The organism is Acinetobacter sp. yr461 (assembly GCF_900110445.1).
GTDB classification, from domain to species: Bacteria; Pseudomonadota; Gammaproteobacteria; order Pseudomonadales; family Moraxellaceae; genus Acinetobacter; species Acinetobacter calcoaceticus.
On record NZ_FODU01000001.1, the window covers coordinates 675,222 to 691,414 of the forward strand.

Below are 16,193 nucleotides of genomic sequence, written 5' to 3' on the forward strand. Positions count from 1 at the left end.
TCCCATGAAGCCTAGCCATATTCCAGTTTTTGATGGACATAATGATGCATTAACGCGTTTATGGCTAAGTGATCATGCAGATCCTGTACATGCTTTTCTGCACGAACGTTTAGCAGGTCATCTTGACTTAAAACGCTGCCAGCAAGCAGGCTTTGTTGGTGGAATGTTTGCCATTTTTTTACCTCCATTTAGCTATGTGCAACAACATCATCCCAATAAACTTTTTGATCAAAATGCTTCTGATTTTACCCAACAGCAAATTGAACAGATTTGTTTAGAACAACTCGATTTAGCACACCAACTCGCGCAGCGTTCTACGGACATTCAAATTTGCACATCAGTTCAGGATATTCAGAGCTGTGTAAACACGCAGAAACTGGGCATTGTACTGCATATGGAAGGTGCAGAAGCTTTACAACAAAACCCCGATTTACTTGATGTGTTTTATGATAAAGGTCTGCGGAGTATCGGCCCACTTTGGAATAGGCCCAGTCGGTTTGGACATGGTTTGAATGCTAAGTTTCCTCACTCGCCTGACACAGGAGCAGGCCTCACACAAGATGGCAAAGCCTTTATAAAGCGATGTGCTGATAAAAAAATGGTGGTTGATGTTTCTCATATGAATGAACGGGCTTTTTGGGATACTGTAGATCTATTGCAACAGCCAATCGTAGCAACACACTCTAATGCACATGCTTTATGTCCTCAAGCCCGCAATTTAACTGACCATCAACTTAAAGCTATTCGAGACAGTAAAGGTATCGTCGGGGTGAATTTCGATGTTGCTTTTTTACGGTCGGATGGGCAACGTAATGCAAATACATCCATCGATGTAATTTTAGACCATCTAGATTATTTGATAGATCGACTTGGCGAAGAACATGTTGGTTTTGGTTCCGATTTTGACGGCGCCCTCATTGGTACTGAACTTGAAGATGTTATGGGCTTACATGAACTTATTCATCGCATGCAACAGCGAGCTTACTCAAGCGAACTCATTGAAAAACTATGTTTTACGAATTGGATAAACGTGCTTTATCGGATTCTGGGTGAATAGTTTTAGAGCTAAACATATTGAACATAACTAATAATTTACATTTTTTGATTGGCTGAAATGACTAAAAAAAATACAAATGGTTTAATTGTCAACCATTCGGTAAATTCACTAAACTCAACCTTACTGAATGTAAGAACATTTAGTATTTCAGGTCTTTTGTGGATTTCACATTACCCATTTCTTCATGAGAAGTAGAAATGGGTTTTTTCTTATCCAAATTACATAAACGTGATTTCCATCACAATAATTACTAATTATTGATAAAACCCTTCAAGCCTATCTTGACTAAAAGTTCAGCATTAAATACATTTGTAGTATATTTAAAGATAATAAGATTGTTTTAAAGCAATTCATAATACTGCTTAATCCTGAAATACAGTAAAAGCCTATTCAAAAACAGAATAGGCTTTTTACTTTGTATCAAAATTTATTTTTTTAACTATTGCACTATTCAATTAACATAAAAATTAAATACCTTACAAAAGCGGAGCAAATGAAAGCCATTAAATAACAAATTATGTGCTATTAATTTAAGTTGATTTTTCAAAAATTACTCTGTCAATCGAAGAGGTGCAAAATGTTAAAATCAATTATAGTATTGGGAACAGGTATTGCGATTGGGATGTGTGTCTACAAGAAAAAGCAAAAAAACAGTAAGAGTTTTAACACAGATAGCGATACTGACTCAGTGATTAGTAAAGACACTGCTAAAAATCAAGATGATGGTCAGCTTGATAACGCTGTAAAAGTTTAGACTTAAATAAAAAAAGGGTTCATTATCTGAACCCTTTAATTTTTATTAAAAATAAAAAGTAATAATTATTTTGAATAGATTAACTTAAAGATAATATTTAAATTAAATAATCACTCAACTATTCATTTAATTATTGCAAAAGCATGATTAAAATAAAAAAACACTTTCATTATTAAAATTTACATATTGTATCAGAGGAGTCTTTATTATTTTTGATACGAATAATAAAAATGGAGACTAGAATGTCAAAGCGCCATATTTTAAAAGAAGTAAATGCCAAAAGTATGTGTGGTATGGAAATTGTGGTTGAACAAATTTATGAAAATATTGATGAGAAAAGCTTTGTCGAAGCTGGAATAGAGCAAAACTGGTTGCCACTTTCTAAAATTGTGATTTCGGATAAAGTCATTAATTTAGATCAAGATAATACCTTTGCTCATCCAAGAACAGGCAAGGTCTTTAAAGTCCTCAACTCTTAATCGATTCTTACTTCTCTAGTACAGTTTCATATTTCTAAGTTATTGAGGCGAAACACAGATTAGTTTCGCCTCAATGCATTTAACTAAGAGCTAATTTTCTTCTTAGAGAAGAATTTTTCTGCTGCTCCCAACACAAATATAAAGAATACTGGGACAAAAAAGATTGCCAGAATAGTGGCAGATATCATCCCTCCAAATACGCCTGTACCTAGCGCATGTTGAGTTTCTGAACTTGCTCCACTTGCAATCACCAATGGAATCACACCACAAGTGAAGGCTAGGGAAGTCATTAAAATTGGGCGTAAGCGTAACTTCGCTGCTGCAACGGCTGCTTCAACTAAACTCATTCCTTCTTCTTTGAGCATTTTTGCGAACTCAACAATTAAGATCGCATTTTTGGCAGATAGACCAATAATGGTAATCAGACCAATTTTGAAGAAAATATCATTTGGTATTTCTCTTAAAGTAATGGCTAAAATTGCACCAAAGATTCCTAAAGGAACAACCAGCATAACTGATAACGGAATTGACCAACTTTCATAAAGTGCTGCTAAGACTAAAAACACGACTAACATGGATAAAGCAATAAGAAATACCATTTGAGATTCAGACTGTTTTTCTTGCAAAGAAATACCTGTCCACTCATAACCGATTCCTTGAGGAAGCTTGGCAATAAGGTTTTCCATTTCTCGCATCGCATCGCCAGAAGATACACCCATGTTAGGAACACCAGCAATACTTAATGAAGGACGGCCATTGTAGCGATTATATTGCTGAGGCAACTTGTTCCACTGAGGAGTTACCACTTCGGATAGAGAAACCAGTTGTCCGTTTGCGCCCGCAACCTTCAAACCTAAAATATCTTTTAAGTGCATTCGTGATTTTGCATTGGCTTGAACAATAACTTGCTGCATTCGTCCTTGGTTCGGAAAATCGTTGATATACATTGACCCCATTGAAGTCGAAATAATATCTGAAACGGAGGCAAAGTTTACACCTAGAGCACTTAACTTCTCACGGTCTATTTTCAAGCTAATATTGTCACCTTCGGGCAAACCTTCAGGATAAACCATATAAAACTTTTTGTTTTGAGCAGCCATTTCCATAAGTTTTTCTTGTGCAGAAATTAAGGCAGGCATTCCTAAATTTGCTTTGTCTTGTAAGCGCAAGCTAAAGCCTGAAGATGTACCTAATTCATCAATGGCAGGAGGAAGTACAGACATCGTTGTACCTTCTTTACTATTCGCCATTTCTGCATTAATGAAGTTAGTATAGTCGGTCGTGGATTTATCACGTTCACCAAAATCTTTTAAGGTTGTAAAAGCGAGTGCTACGTTTTGTCCAGCGCCACTAAATCCCCAGCCCATAATTGAAATATTACTTTTTACATCTGACCGCTCGTTTAAATGGTCTTCAAATTCTTTGACGATTTTTTGAGTTCGTTCAGCTGTTGCATCGGATGGTAACTGGAATGAAGTCAAAAACCAGCCCTGATCTTCTTCAGGCATAAAAGCAGTTGGCCAATATTTCATTCCTGCAAAAGTTAGTCCCGTAATCACCACAAAAATGATTAAAGTCGGAATGGTATGTTTAACGACTTTAAGTAGAAGAACTTCATATTTTTTTGTGACTTTATCAAAGCTACGATCAAACCATGCATAAAATCCTTTCTTTTGATGATGTGCATCAATTGGTTTTAATAAGGTTGCGCAAAGGGCAGGTGTTAGAGTGAGCGCTAAAAATGCCGAGAATAAAATTGAAACCGACATGGTAATAGTAAACTGGCGATAGATAATGCCGACCGAACCACTCGCCAAAGCCATGGGTAAAAAAACTGCTGCCAACACCAAAGTAATACCAATAATCGGGCTGGTAATCTCAGTCATGGCCTTTGAAGTTGCTTCTTTAGGCGCTAAACCTTCGGTTGCCATAATTCGTTCGACGTTTTCGACCACGACAATAGCATCATCGACAATAATCCCGATCGCAAGCACCATACCGAACATGGTCAACACATTAATTGAGTAACCCGTCAAAAGCATGATGGTAAAGGTACCAAGTAGGGCAATTGGAGCCACAATCGCAGGAATTAAGGTATAGCGAACATTATGAAGAAATAGATACATCACAATAAAAACCAAAACCATGGCTTCAATTAATGTATGAACTACTTTCTCTATCGAAACCTTAACAAAAGGAGCAGTATCGTATGGAACACTAAATTGCATACCTTCGGGTAAATTTACTTTTAATTCTTCGAGTTTCTCTTTGACACCTTCCGCTGTTTTTACCGCATTTGCACCTGGGCTAAGCTGAACCGCGGCAGCTGTTGCAGGTTTACCATTTTCTAAAATGGCAAAGTTATATGACTGAGCACCCATTTCTACATCGGCTACATCAGACAACTTAATATTGGCACCACTAATGTTGCTCTTTAGACTAATATTTTTGAACTGCTCAACATTTTCAAGCTGTCCTTGAGCGGACAAAGGTACGGTAATTAGTTGACCGTTAATTAAAGGTCTATCACCAAGCCGACCTGGTGCAATATCAATATTATTGTTGCGAATCGCATTGTTTACATCGCTTATTGAGAGTCCATAAGAGACTAACTTGTTTGGATCTACCCAAATCCGCATTGCTTTCTCAGCACCGAAGGATTGAATTTTTCCAACACCTTCAACACGTTTAAGCTCTTCAACCACATTGCGTACCAGATAATCACTTAAATCCACTTCTGAATAGCGGTGATTAGGTGAGTTTAAGCCTACAAGCATTAAAAAGCCCGATGATGATGCTTCTACAGATAAACCTTGTTGGCGGACGACTTGTGGTAATCGTGCTTCAACCGCCTTAATTTTATTCTGTACATCAACTTGAGCCATATCGACATCGGTACCGGGTTTAAAAGTCGCGGTAATTTCAGCAGTACCAGATGAATCGGTTGTGGCGCTATAGTAGAGTAGGTTTTTTACCCCTGACATTTCGCGCTCAATGAGGGTAATGACGCTATCATTAATAGTTTTGGGAGTAGCGCCCGGATAACTTGCTGTAATGTTGACTTCAGGTGGTGCGACACTCGGAAAGCGGGCAATGGGTAACTTTGGAATACTGAGTACACCAAATAAAATAATAAAAATCGCAATGACCCATGCAAAAATAGGACGGCGAATAAAGAATTGAGACATCATTTCGTGTCTCCTTGCTTCGCCGTATTTTCTGCTGAAGCTGCGTTCCATACGGAAATCGCCAGCTTCTGGTTTGGCTGAATACGTTCTATACCTTCAACAACAACTTTGTCACCTGCTTTGAGCCCTTTATTGATGAGATAAAATTGCTCATATTGTTGCCCTAATTCTACAGCGCGAACGTCTGCACCACCTTTGGCATTTACGACATAAACTTGCGGGTCACCGTTCATATTGCGCTGAATTGCTTGCTCTGGAACGAGTAAAGCCTGAGGAACCGAAGCACGTTCAATAGTGACGCGGACATACATACCCGGAAGTAATTTTCTTTCAGAATTATTTACTTCAATACGAATGGTGACATCACCAGTCTCTGGATCAACATTAATGTCTTCAAAAAGCATTTTTGCCGAGACGTTATAGGGTTGTCCTAAACTATTTAGAATCTGCACATCTTTTTGATTGTTGGCAGACAGCTCTCCACTTTGTAAAGCTGCCTGTAAACGCTCATATTCACCAATAGACTGTTTTACATCGACATACACACGATCAATTTGTTGAATTGTAGCCATAGTATTGCTATCACCTTGGCTAACTAATGCACCTTCAGTCACAAACGATTTACCAATACGTCCTGAAATCGGTGCTCGTACTGTCGCATACCGTAAATTAAGATTTTGGCGAGCCAACAAAGCTTTCATTTGGGCAACATCTGCAATCGCTTGTCGATATTGTGCTTCGGCGTTACTCACTTCTTGCTTACTAATTGCGTTACTTGGTAAGAGTTGCTGATAGCGTTCGAGTTGTATTTTTAAACGACTTACTTCCGCTTCCGCTTTATTTAGCCCAGCTCGATTACTATTTACATCTGCCTCAAATGTCTCTGAGTTTATTTTATATAGCGGTTGTCCAACTTTAACTTCACTACCTTGAGCAAATAAAACTTTTTCGATAATGCCACCAACTTGAGGGCGAATTTCAGCAGTCCTGAAAGCTTGAACGCGTGCAGGTAAGTTTTCGCTAAAATTAATTGGCTGCGGTTGAACTGAAATAACGGTAACTTTTGCCGTAGGTACTTGTGTTTGATCACTTGCTTGTTCTGTCCCACAACCATGTAACACAAGACTGAAAGATAAAACGAATGGAACTAAAAAATGCTTTTGCACTTTTATAACACCTAATGGACTTCTAGATGCTGACATTATTTTTGATGTGTGTGTAACGAAAATCACGAATATGTGGAAAAAGTGTGGAGATTTATCAAAAAATACGCGTATGATAAATCAAATTTTTCTCGCGTTTTATTCATATGTTCGAGTCAAGCTTTACGTTCAACTGTCAGGATAAGCTTATTCTTGTCGTAGAAGATGAATATGATATTGGCGACATTATCGAACACTACCTTAAACGCGAAGGCATGCGTGTTGTACGGGCCATGAATGGTAAGCAGGCGATTGAAATACATGCAACGCAGCCCATTGATCTGGTCATACTCGATATAAAAATGCCCGAATTGAGTGGGTGGGAAGTACTCAATAAAATTCGGCAAAAAGCAGCTACACCTGTCATTATGCTGACCGCTTTAGATCAAGAAATTGATAAAGTCATGGCTTTACGAATTGGTGCGGATGACTTTGTGGTAAAACCATTTAACCCAAATGAAGTGGTCGCACGTGTGCAAGCGGTACTACGACGTACTCAACAAAATCAGCAAACGCCTAACCGAAATCTGATTTATAAAAATATTGAAGTGAATACAGAAATTCATACAGCCTATATTTATTCGGATGCCAAACAACAAGCACTTAATTTAACTCTGACTGAGTACAAAATTTTGTTGTTGATGTTACCTCATCCTCATAAAGTTTTTACCCGCTCTGAACTGATGAATCAGTGCTTACCAGATCGAGATGCATTAGAACGCACAGTCGATAGCCACGTCAGTAAGCTACGTAAAAAAATAGAAGATCTGGGCTTACGCAATATGCTCATTAATGTTCGTGGTGTAGGTTATAGGCTGGACAATCCTCATGAAAAATAAAACGGGCATTAGTAAACAACTTATTATTGCACTGAGCTTTACCAGTCTAAGTGTTACGTTGAGTTCGCTCATTTTAGGCTACGGCACCTATTATATTGCAATTGAAGTGGGTCTTATTTCTCTCGAAAAACTCAAAGAAAGTGATGAGTTTTTCCACTATTTGGATGGCATATGGTTATTTGCCGTGCTTCTGTTTGGAACAGCATTATCAATTATTTTAGGCATAAAGCTTGCTCAACGTTTTATTGTGCCTATTAATCTATTAGCAGATGCAGCAAAAAAAATTAGTCATGGGGATTTAAGCGCACGAGTAGAAAAACCGAAGCATCATTCTTCTGAAATTGCAGAGTTGATGGACAATTTTAATGATATGGCTCAAAAGCTCGAAACCTCAGTTGAAAATGCCCATGTCTGGAATGCTGCAATTGCACATGAGTTACGAACTCCAGTCACTATTTTGCAGGGCAGGTTACAGGGGATTATTGATGGTGTTTTTGAAGCCGATCCCATCTTGTTTAAAAATTTGCTTAATCAAGTTGAAGGTCTGTCAAATCTAGTCGAAGACTTACGCACATTAAGCCTTTTTGAAAACCAACAACTCAGGCTTCATCTCGAAACGATTCATTTTAATGAAACTGCTCACAAAGTCGTGCATATGTTTCAAGAAAAATTAGAAAAAGCTCAGCTTGAAGTCATTTTTGACATTCAAGCACCAGAAGTTAAGTGTGATCAAAGGCGTATAGAACAAGTTTTAATTGCTTTACTTGATAATGCTACCCGATATGCAAATCCGGGGAAGCTACTTGTTTCAACAAGACAAGACCAATATAACTGGATTCTTGAAATAGAAGATGAAGGGCCGGGCATTTCAGCGGAGCATCGCAAAGATTTATTTAATCCTTTCTTTAGATTAGAACAATCAAGAAATAAAGAGTTAGGCGGTACTGGCTTAGGTCTTTCAGTTGTACAAGCCCTTGTTATTGCCCATAAAGGTCAGGTCGATTATCTCAATCAACATTCACATAGTATTTTTAAAATAAGCATTCCTCAAGAATGATTGCTTTAGTGGCCTCCTTTAACGCTTTAATTAAGAGAAATTGCATTTCTTGACTCGTGATTAACTCGAAAATAGGTTAATTTATTTATAAAGTTTTTAAGTAAATACTGATTTTTTATGACAATTGAGATAGAAACACATCCACTTGAACCATTTTTACCCGAAAATGCCCGTTTATTAATGTTAGGTAGTTTTCCACCACCGCGTAATAAATGGAAGATGGATTTTTACTATCCAAATTTCCAAAATGACATGTGGCGAATTTTCGGTTTGATCTTTTTCCAAGACAAAACCTACTTTTTAAGTGAAAACCAGAAAAATTTTAATGAAGAACGTATTCGAAACTTCTTGATTGAAACAGGTATTGCAATCTTTGACACGGCTTACCAAATTAAGCGCTTAAAGGGCAATGCTGCCGATAAATTTCTTGAAATAGTAACGCCAACAGATCTTGCTGTGTTACTTCAGCAAATTCCTCTATGTCAGACCATCATGACCACAGGCGATAAAGCGACTGATACTTTAATTTCTGTTTTACCAGAGCATACTGAAAAACCACTTATAGGAACATCGACATCAACTTGCTTTGCAGGGCGGGATATTAATTTATACCGCTTACCATCTTCCTCTAGAGCTTATCCATTAGCACTAGAGAAAAAAGCAGAGGCTTATCAAAAATTCTTTAAAGAAATTGGCATATTATAAACAGAGGTAGAGCGCTCTTACATCATCCATTCAACGGGTAAATATGAAACGGCTTTAATCATTGTGCGTTGGAAAAGGCTCGTATCTGGGTCTTTTTCATATTCAATAACTTTTCCATCCGACTGATAATCTAACCAAATGATCTTTCCTTCATTATTTAACTTAAGCTGATAAGCAACTTGTGGTAAATGTTGATCAAGCATGACCGAAACTTGAGCTTGTAATTGACTCGATTCAATAACAAGGCCAACCTCAGTATTTAAGTAAGTTGAGCGTGGATCAAAATTAAATGAACCAATAAATACTTTACCGTCTACGTCAAAAAACTTGGCATGTAAACTCGATTTATTTTTGCCTTTTGCGGGGATAACACTTCCCGTCACTACCTCATACCATGTTCTACGTCTACGTTCTAAAAATGGCTTAAACTCAAATAGTTCTACACCGCTTTTAAGCATTTCAACTCGATATTGACTATAAAATGCATGCACAATCGCCACATCATTTGCAGCAAAAGAATTGGTTAAAACCCTGACTTTAACTCCTTGCACCTTTAGCTGTTTTAAATAATACGCGCCCTGTTGTGTAGGAACAAAATAAGCAGAAGCTAATTCTATATGCTGCTTTGGTTCACCCATAATCCTCATGACTTGCCCATAAAGCATCTCTTCTTTAGAGGCTACTCCTAAGATTTTTTTAGGTGAATCTGCAACAAAATACGCTTTTGACCATTGAATGGGATAGTGCTCTAAAAGTTCTTTTAAATAGCTTTGAGCATCGTAAAGCTTATCTTCGGTTTGAGTATGATTTTCACTTTCATGAATTAGATCATGATAGTGCTGTCGTAACGATTGTAAGTGGTGGACAGCACAAGTTCCAATAAGCTCAGTAGCATTTTGGCTTAGCTCGCTTTGCCAGAAATCATTAAAGACAGTCTGGGCATGCTGTACCGTATGTCCATAAAATAAAATATCTAGGTCAGTAAATTGAAACTTACTACTTGCATCAAAATATTCACTACTGATATTTCGACCACCTGTTACAGCAATCGCTCCATCTGCAATAATTAATTTATTATGCATGCGATGGTTTACTTTTTTGAACCGAAAAATATAGTCTAAAATTCTTAAATATCTAAATTTATATGGATTAAATAATCGAATTTCAAAATTAGGATGGTGGAGAAGGCTTCTGAGAACTCCGTCAAGTTTTACTCCATTTTGATCATCGATGAGTAAGCGGATTTTTACGCCACGATCTGCCGCCGTTAGTAACTCATGCAGCATTAAGTTTCCAACAAAATCATTGGTCCAAATATAATATTGTAAATCGATTTTTTCTTTTGCATTTCGAATCAGATACATGCGAGAAGCTATGCTAATAAAGGCATCATCCAATGCCACAAAAGCAGTTAATCCTTGTTCTGTTTTTTCTGTAGCTTGCTCATCATTCAACCAATTAAAGCTATTCGTCACTGTATCATTCTCATTAGGATCGTATGTATCTGTATAAGAGGGTAAATCAGTAAAGCCCCAGGCACTTGAAGCTATAGTACTGTACTGCTTATATAGCTGATTGATCATGTAAGCATTTAATCTGCATCCAAGTTAAACCTATCAGAGCATTCTTATATTCAATTTATATGTCAAAATTCATATTAAACCTTATAAATGCATTCTGCCAAGCCTCAACGCTAGCAATTCCTTATTTTTATAGGTATTTCTAAGAAAAAATAGCCTTTTAAAAATATAAAGTTAAATTTAACCGTTTTAAACCTAATGCTATATTCAATATTATTTTTTAAGGATGCTCGAGATGAGTCATGTGGGTTCTTGTCTATGTCATGAAGTCAAATTTTCAATTACCAACGAGATAGAGACTATCTATCACTGCCACTGTAGTCTCTGCCGAAAGCAATCGGGAACGGGATCAAATGCGGCCACTTTGGTCGGCAAAGACAAATTTAAATGGTTATCAGGTTTAGAACTTATTCGTACTTATAAAAAGGAAACAGGTTTCACATCTTCATTTTGTAGTAAATGTGGATCGCCAGTACCCAACCTAGTTGGAAATACACATTTTATGTGGATACCATTAGGCTTATTAGATAAAGACATTGTTGTGCTAAAAAAACTTAATTTTTGCGTGTTTTCAAAGTCAAACTGGACAAACACAATAGAGGCAGATGAATCTTATAATCAGCTTCCAAGTTTAGATGAGCTAAACATATTTTTTGATTAGAATAATCCTCTATAAAAAGTGACTTGGTTTGCATTATCTTTAATTTTTACGGATGGTTATGCTTACGTTTTTCACAAAAAAACATTAATTACAATTAGAAGCACAACAATTACATTGGAAAACATAATATCTATCATACTTCCTTAAAAGGCTGAGTGAGTAGCTAAACAATAAAAGGGAGAAAATAGAGATGCCACAATATTTAATCATCGCTGAGAATGTGTACAAAAAGATTGAGGACAAAAATTTATTTTCAGAAAGCTCAGCAGAGACCTTAAATCATTTGGTTGGTGTAATTCGTAAGGAAATTAAAGGAACCAAGTTTAAACTTAAATATAATTTTATAGATTTTGATGAGTGCTTAACCAAGCCATTAGAAGACTGTGCGATTAAGTTGGATGTGAGCCTCATGCCCAACCATAAAAATAAAGATGAATATATTCTTTGGCTCGCAGGTTTTATTGAAAGAATTACAACAGGAGGAGAGGCCAAGCTTCCACCGATCTCACAATTTATCCCTCCAGACTTTAAGTTTAACTATGAAGAACCTCCTAAAGTGTCCTCATCTACAGGTGATGATGGAGAGATGATTATTAATTATTTCAAGTCAGATGCCTTTACTAAAATTATAAAAGAAGAAAAATAAGTTTAAAAAAATATAGAAGTGATCGTCCACTACACTTCTATATATCGCTGTAAATTCAGCAACCGCCTTCTGGGGCGGTTTTTTAATAGTGACTTTTAAAATGTTTAATATTTTTAAAATATAGAGCTTCTTAAATATAAGTTTTTAGCTGGCTGCTAAAATGCCTACCAATTTAATCGGAATAAAATTTAAACCAGATCACTTTATTAAAACAATAAATAGTTATGATATTCATAATTTATCAATTAAAATTAAAAAAACAGCAACAATCTTAATGAAAATTAGAAATTTATTTTTATAACTACAATCTTATACTTATATTTTATAAATAATTAATAAGGAGATAAAAATGCCAAAATACTTATTATTAGCAGAAAAAATCAATAAAAATATTAAAAATAAACATTCAAGCAATTACTTTAAAGACTTAAATAATTTAATTATAGAAATTGAAAAAGCGATTACTGGTACAGAATTAAAATTTTTATATAACTTTGTGAACTTCGAAGGTGCTATTGTTAGTGTGCAAATTGAATTACTCATTAGAGTAGATATGAGCTTGATTCCAAAACATAAAAATGAAGATGACTTTATTTTATGGCTGGCAGATTTCATTGATCGAATCACCATAGACACCAGTAAAGAAGTCATTAAGTAAAAAAGTTGCTCCTAGTAAGACAAGATGACTTAAATATTAAACCGAGAGGAATAAGGTATTTAAGGTTCTTGTCTAGGTGCGGAATTCATATCATGTCGAACCCTGCTTATATTTTCATAAATGACTTTACGCATTCGGTTTACTGCACCTAGTGGCTTATGTGCAGGTAAGGCATGCCACGGCGTAAAAGACAGATTTTCACAAAACTTATTTTGCTCAGGCGTATCAAAATTCTGCTTTGGAATATGAATAGTCGCTACTTGATAAAAAGGAGCTGCTTTCTCATCCCATTCTGTCATCGAGTCTTCTACTAACATTTGACTTGAAGTTCGGGGCTGAATAAGGAACTCCATGCAGGCGTCTGTATTTTGTAAAGTATTCTTTAAAGCGTCTCTTAAAAAATCATGACTAGGATTTTTAGGTAGATTATTTGCTGTCACTGAGCAAGCACGTACTGAATATTTAACCGCTTGTCGATCATTAACAAGCCCTAACTGATAGGGAACCATAGACCAGTAACGCGCATAGAGTGGGTTAGCGATTTTTGAATTACGTGCTCCGAGTGCATTCATTGTTCCTTTAAAACCTAAGGCAAACGGAATATGAAATTTTCTAATCATATTATGGCTATTCACATCATTTATAAAAGACAGATATCGTTTAGCATCATTCGCAAAAAACACAGGGTGATTAATCATAATAAAATCTTGGGTAGTTGCTTGCTTTTCACTTTCTAAAATTTTCTCTCCAGATACACCTAAAAGTTTTATCGCTATGCCACGTGCATCCTTGTCAATGTCAGCACTAGAGGCATCATTAGAAGCGTTGGAAAAGCGAATCCATGCTTGATAACTTTGGTCTGGTATAAAAACGCCTTTAGCGAACTGGGCAGGTATATTTTTTGAGACATGAAATTCAGCTCGAACACACCCATGTGCTTTAGGATGAGCATCACGTAAAGCATTTCCCGCCGTATATTGTTCACGAATTGACTTTTCAATGACTTGAGCTATGTTCTGGGCTAACACATCCTCATTAGGCTGTAGCTTTTCCCCTAAAACGGTATCAACTTCTGGATAAGCGATACTTTCTGAAGAGGTCTTTATTTGCATGGTTCTTTGGGAATGTAAAGTTTCACTACAACCTGTTAGTGCAAACACAAGAGGAGTAAATACAAACAACACCCTAAAATGTATAGGCTGCATAAAATTTGACATCTATTATCTCCTTAGGGCAAAAAATATTTTAAGATAATATTAAAAATTCTTGTTTAAGTTTATTTTGAGCTTTATAAAAAATATTAACTGTAAATAATTTAAACGTCATTGTTACTTATCTGAACAATAAAATAAGAATTATTATTTAATATAAAACTTCTTAATACATTAAGAGAATGACGACATGATAACTAATCGACAAAATGTGCAAAATAATTCTAATTCATCACCTCATCCAATCACTCAAAATACACTTATTGATCGATTTAGCCCTATTTATTGGAGAATAGACGGCCCGCAAACGATGTCTTTTGCCATTACTAATTATGGAAATGGTTTTGAAGCATCTTTTAGGTCGCGCATGGCAAATGATTTGGTAGGAATTACGTGGGACTCTTATGACTCTAAAGATCATAAATTTTTAGCTTATGAAACCAAATACAGCTATGCAGGGGTAATTTGGGACTTCGATATTGAATTGTCGGCTTCTATGCCTGTGCTTAACAATGCGAGTTTAACACCGACTTTAACGGTGTACTATAATGAGAATGGCATAGATAAAATTGCATATGTCGTCTTGTTTAACTACGCAAATAATCCTTCATCTCGCACGGCGCATATTCATATTAACTGGGATACGGTGAAAGCTGGTTTTTCTGCGACAGATAGCTTTCCTGTCACCAATATTCAGCGAATTTCATTTTCTGGTTTTACCAGTCAATATAATGGCCAATCAGCTACACCTTTAAGTCAGCCCCAAGATGGTTATATTCGACTAACCAACTCGGTTGTTATAGGAACAAATGCGAAGTTAAATTTGAGCCGTGTTGTTGTACCTCAGCACAATTATGGTATCTGTACCAGCTATGACGACCATTACGATTTAAACCCACAGCGCCTAGTCAACAATATGGTCACTTTGGGATATCAAGGTTTGGTTAACCATTATTGTGGAATGTCGCATTATCCTGAAATGAAATGGAAAAGCGATATTAATAAATGGCAAATACCAGATACGTTGGTGACGGGCGAGGCTGTTGTTAACTCATGTACTCGTAAATGGCATGAGAAATATGCTCAGGCTTTACATAACGCCAGTATGCAGCCCATCTTTGGGGTCAGCTTTGAAATGTATTCCTTGGGGGCCAATGAGTATTGGGCACAGCGTGACTGGAATAGTAATTTGGGTAAAACAGGCTACCAACCACCGAGCTATTTTTTTAGTTTAAGTGACCAAAATGCTTTGGCATATCTACATAAAGTCTTTATTGAGTTTGCAGATGCAATGGTTGTCGGGGGATGTGATGTAAACATGCAGATTGGTGAACCTTGGTGGTGGTACAACACTGACACGAATCTACCATGTGTGTATGACTATCCAACAAAATTGGCTTTTAATGCAGATACAGGTTTATATGCACCAGATTTAGGTACAATTTATGAGGCCATGAATAAAACAGGAACTCCTTATGATGAGTTTAAAACATGGCTTAGAAATAAATTAGGACAAACCTGTCAAAACATTCGTACCGTTATCAAAGCAAAATATTCAACTGCCAAAGTTAGCCCACTTATTTTCTTTCCTTCTATTCAGTCTCCAATTCAGACTTTAGCCACTTATATTAACTATCCAAGCACACACTATTCATATCCTAATTTTGATTACATGATGACAGAAGCTTATGACTGGCTATTAGAAGCCCGCTTAGACTTAGCACATCAGGCAGTTTCTCAAATACCTATACAAGGTTTGGGCTATCCTGCAAATAAGGTCATTTATTTATCAGGATTTGTTCCTGATGCATCTATTGCCTATATTTATGGCTTTGATAAAACTAAACCTTATCGAACACCCATCTGGCAACGAATTTTTGGTGACATGAAAAATAATGTTTCTCTTGGGTTAATGAAGCAATTTATCTGGGCATATCCACAAGTCATGTTTGATTCGATTACGATCGATACCACTCAAGCTCCAAATGGCTTCTTTGTTGAAAATACGCTTTATTCGCCAATTAGTGATAACACACCATATCCACCAAATATTTACCTATAAGTAAACATAAACCGTTTATAAGATAAGTGATTTAATAGAAAACCTCTTCAAGTAAGAGGTTTTCTTCTTTTTGAAACATAGGCTTGCTTAGACG

At 36.4% G+C, this 16,193-nt stretch carries 14 protein-coding genes; 10 read left to right on the top strand and 4 right to left on the bottom strand.

What is annotated here, in order from left to right; translation table 11 throughout:
* The first annotated feature begins 4 nt into the window (after window positions 1-4).
* From BMW38_RS03345 to BMW38_RS03355, 3 genes are all read left to right on the top strand, one after another.
* Window positions 5-1,057 (top strand): dipeptidase, encoded by a 1,053-nt coding sequence (locus BMW38_RS03345; RefSeq protein WP_092705811.1) that lies wholly within the window; start codon window positions 5-7, stop codon window positions 1,055-1,057.
* Between the two features lie 577 nt (window positions 1,058-1,634).
* Window positions 1,635-1,811 (top strand): hypothetical protein, encoded by a 177-nt coding sequence (locus BMW38_RS03350; protein ID WP_199990501.1) that lies wholly within the window; start codon window positions 1,635-1,637, stop codon window positions 1,809-1,811.
* Window positions 1,812-2,053: 242 nt separating this feature from the next.
* A complete protein-coding gene (locus BMW38_RS03355) occupies window positions 2,054-2,290 on the top strand; it encodes a hypothetical protein (RefSeq protein ID WP_005040740.1) in 237 nt (78 codons plus the stop codon).
* Window positions 2,291-2,373: 83 nt separating this feature from the next.
* Here BMW38_RS03355 and BMW38_RS03360 read toward each other — a convergent pair whose 3' ends face one another.
* Together BMW38_RS03360 and BMW38_RS03365 are read right to left on the bottom strand one after the other, a co-directional pair.
* Entirely contained in the window at window positions 2,374-5,481 is a 3,108-nt protein-coding gene (locus tag BMW38_RS03360) for an efflux RND transporter permease subunit (RefSeq protein ID WP_092705812.1), read from the bottom strand.
* Entirely contained in the window at window positions 5,478-6,644 is a 1,167-nt protein-coding gene (locus BMW38_RS03365; protein WP_092705813.1) for an efflux RND transporter periplasmic adaptor subunit, read from the bottom strand. The genes BMW38_RS03360 and BMW38_RS03365 overlap by 4 nt, the downstream gene beginning before the upstream one ends.
* Window positions 6,645-6,787: 143 nt before the next feature.
* On the opposite strand from BMW38_RS03365, the gene adeR reads away from it, so the two are divergent.
* The 3 genes from adeR to BMW38_RS03380 all read left to right on the top strand — a co-directional run bounded on the left by adeR (window position 6,788) and on the right by BMW38_RS03380 (window position 9,281).
* Complete coding sequence (adeR, locus tag BMW38_RS03370; protein WP_092705814.1) at window positions 6,788-7,519, top strand: efflux system response regulator transcription factor AdeR; 732 nt, start codon at window positions 6,788-6,790, stop codon at window positions 7,517-7,519.
* The gene (gene adeS / locus BMW38_RS03375) at window positions 7,509-8,576 is read left to right on the top strand and encodes a two-component sensor histidine kinase AdeS (RefSeq protein WP_092705815.1); all 1,068 of its coding nucleotides are present in this window, start codon (window positions 7,509-7,511) and stop codon (window positions 8,574-8,576) included. The genes adeR and adeS overlap by 11 nt, the downstream gene beginning before the upstream one ends.
* Before the next feature lie 117 nt (window positions 8,577-8,693).
* Window positions 8,694-9,281, top strand: coding sequence for a uracil-DNA glycosylase family protein (locus BMW38_RS03380; protein WP_080027068.1), 588 nt, complete (start codon window positions 8,694-8,696; stop codon window positions 9,279-9,281).
* A 17-nt stretch (window positions 9,282-9,298) separates the two neighbouring features.
* Here BMW38_RS03380 and BMW38_RS03385 read toward each other — a convergent pair whose 3' ends face one another.
* Complete coding sequence (locus BMW38_RS03385; RefSeq protein ID WP_092705816.1) at window positions 9,299-10,864, bottom strand: phospholipase D family protein; 1,566 nt, start codon at window positions 10,862-10,864, stop codon at window positions 9,299-9,301.
* A gap of 223 nt (window positions 10,865-11,087) precedes the next feature.
* Here BMW38_RS03385 and BMW38_RS03390 point away from each other — a divergent pair, with 223 nt between their 5' ends.
* From BMW38_RS03390 to BMW38_RS03400, 3 genes are all read left to right on the top strand, one after another.
* Window positions 11,088-11,522, top strand: a complete 435-nt coding sequence (locus BMW38_RS03390; RefSeq protein ID WP_092705817.1) for a GFA family protein — start codon at window positions 11,088-11,090, stop codon at window positions 11,520-11,522.
* Window positions 11,523-11,712: 190 nt separating this feature from the next.
* Window positions 11,713-12,168, top strand: coding sequence for a hypothetical protein (locus BMW38_RS03395; protein ID WP_092705818.1), 456 nt, complete (start codon window positions 11,713-11,715; stop codon window positions 12,166-12,168).
* 349 nt (window positions 12,169-12,517) lie between these two features.
* Complete coding sequence (locus tag BMW38_RS03400) at window positions 12,518-12,826, top strand: hypothetical protein (protein ID WP_092705819.1); 309 nt, start codon at window positions 12,518-12,520, stop codon at window positions 12,824-12,826.
* A gap of 59 nt (window positions 12,827-12,885) precedes the next feature.
* On the opposite strand, the gene BMW38_RS03405 is transcribed toward BMW38_RS03400, so the two are convergent.
* A complete protein-coding gene (locus BMW38_RS03405) occupies window positions 12,886-14,043 on the bottom strand; it encodes a catalase family protein (protein ID WP_092705820.1) in 1,158 nt (385 codons plus the stop codon).
* Between the two features lie 184 nt (window positions 14,044-14,227).
* Between BMW38_RS03405 and BMW38_RS03410 the strand changes: the two genes are divergently transcribed.
* Window positions 14,228-16,099, top strand: coding sequence for a non-contractile tail sheath protein (locus BMW38_RS03410; RefSeq protein WP_213031091.1), 1,872 nt, complete (start codon window positions 14,228-14,230; stop codon window positions 16,097-16,099).
* Window positions 16,100-16,193 lie beyond the last annotated feature (94 nt).